The following is a 1,362-nucleotide window of genomic DNA, read 5'->3' as shown; positions in this document are numbered from 1 at the left end:
AAATATTCTGATCTGCGGAGATCGCCGAGGGCGCCATGGGCTGACGGTGGTGAGGAGTGTTGTCCGGGTGGGACATGCGGCCCGCATGCATGAGCTGGATGAACACCGCCCCGCCCCGGGCGTGAACTGCTTCGGTGACGCTTCGCCAGCCCACGACATGCTCGGCGGTGTAGATCCCGGTTGCCACAGTGAAGAAAGGGTCATTGGTTAGTCCTTTTGCGTTCGATGTTTCAGAGCAATCACCGTCATCCAGCCGATGTTCGGCCGCCGTGGACGCTAAGACCTGCTGATGCGGCTACGGGGTAGTGATTACACTCATAACTGAGTATGCTCAGATAATATTCCCCTGAGAATGCGACCGGGACAAGCCTTGTACAACCTCACAGCGTGCTCGGGAGGCCACCTTGTGTCGTTCGGGGAAGGGCGGACCGATTGAACTGCCCGGGGGCAATTTGTTGGGCTTGGGATATCGGGCGGCACGACCGAACAGGATGAAATCGTTCTCGCTCTTACCTTGAATCGATGGCGCGGATGTGCTGGTGCCATTCATGCACCGTCTTAGTAGGTCCGGCACGGTAAACAGGAAGTATGGGTTCCAGATGCGCGACGTCAACCTGCTCGCCTTGGCCTTAGTGCGTCCCGCCACGGCGGTCATGGGCGCCGAAGCTTATTCCCAGCTTGCCCTGAAGGCGGCGCTGCTCGAGTCCCTGACCGGGTTTCCCCTAATCATCGACGGCACCAAATGCATCGCGTGGATTCTGAGGGTCTTGCTGCTGCGGATCAACGGTTACCGGCACGGCTTCAGCACGACGATGTCTTCGACATTGTCGTGCGACTGGCCACCGGCGACACCGATTTGCAGTGCAGCGCCATCCTTATCGAGAAGCATCTGCTTCGACGAGAGGTCCGATGGAAGATGTCCCAGGTTGATGTTCGGAATTCCCGATGGGCAGTCGGCGGGGTGCCTTGTTCCGTCCGTCACCCCTGCCAATTCCCGGCCAAGCCCCGAATGTGAACGTTCCAAAGCTGCGCCCGAAGGTGGCGCCGCAGGCCGTTTGGGCCGTTTGGGCCGAGCATGGACGACGATGCCGGCGCCTTGAGCACGACCTTTGCCCCCTGGAGCACGACCTTTGCCCCCTGGAGCACGCCTGCCAGGCTGCACGGTTCCTGAATGTAGGCTCCCTGGATGGGGTAGGGCCTGTGTGGTGTCAGGGCCCTGGCGTCGTCGGTGTGCGGCGGTTGCGTGATCTGAGTTGGATGATGCGTACTGCACCGGCTACGGCAACCAGGGCCCCGCCTCCGACCGCGGCGATGAGCAGGGCAATGCCCAGGGAGATCGTCCCGTCCAGGCCGAAGAACCTG

2 protein-coding genes are annotated in these 1,362 nt (G+C 61.2%); one reads left to right on the top strand and one right to left on the bottom strand.

Annotation, left to right across the window (positions count from 1 at the left end):
- A partial coding sequence (locus tag AHiyo1_RS14450) for an oxidoreductase (RefSeq protein WP_445286222.1) occupies nucleotides 1-187 on the bottom strand: 187 nt, incomplete at its 3' end.
- A 412-nt stretch (nucleotides 188-599) separates the two neighbouring features.
- Between AHiyo1_RS14450 and AHiyo1_RS26900 the strand changes: the two genes are divergently transcribed.
- Nucleotides 600-1,100 carry a hypothetical protein gene (locus AHiyo1_RS26900; RefSeq protein WP_253257362.1) on the top strand — a complete coding sequence of 167 codons (501 nt, stop codon included), beginning with the start codon at nucleotides 600-602 and terminating at the stop codon, nucleotides 1,098-1,100.
- The last annotated feature ends 262 nt before the right edge of the window (nucleotides 1,101-1,362 follow it).

This window comes from Arthrobacter sp. Hiyo1 (genome assembly GCF_001263615.2).
Taxonomy (GTDB): domain Bacteria; phylum Actinomycetota; class Actinomycetes; order Actinomycetales; family Micrococcaceae; genus Arthrobacter.
Note: the sequence above shows the minus strand (reverse complement) of the source record. Positions and strands in the feature narration are given on the sequence as shown.

Excerpts from the sequence above, each read along its gene's own strand:
- AHiyo1_RS26900 (WP_253257362.1), top strand. The coding sequence starts at position 600 with ATGCGCGACGTCAACCTGCTCGCCTTGGCCTTAGTGCGTCCCGCCACG.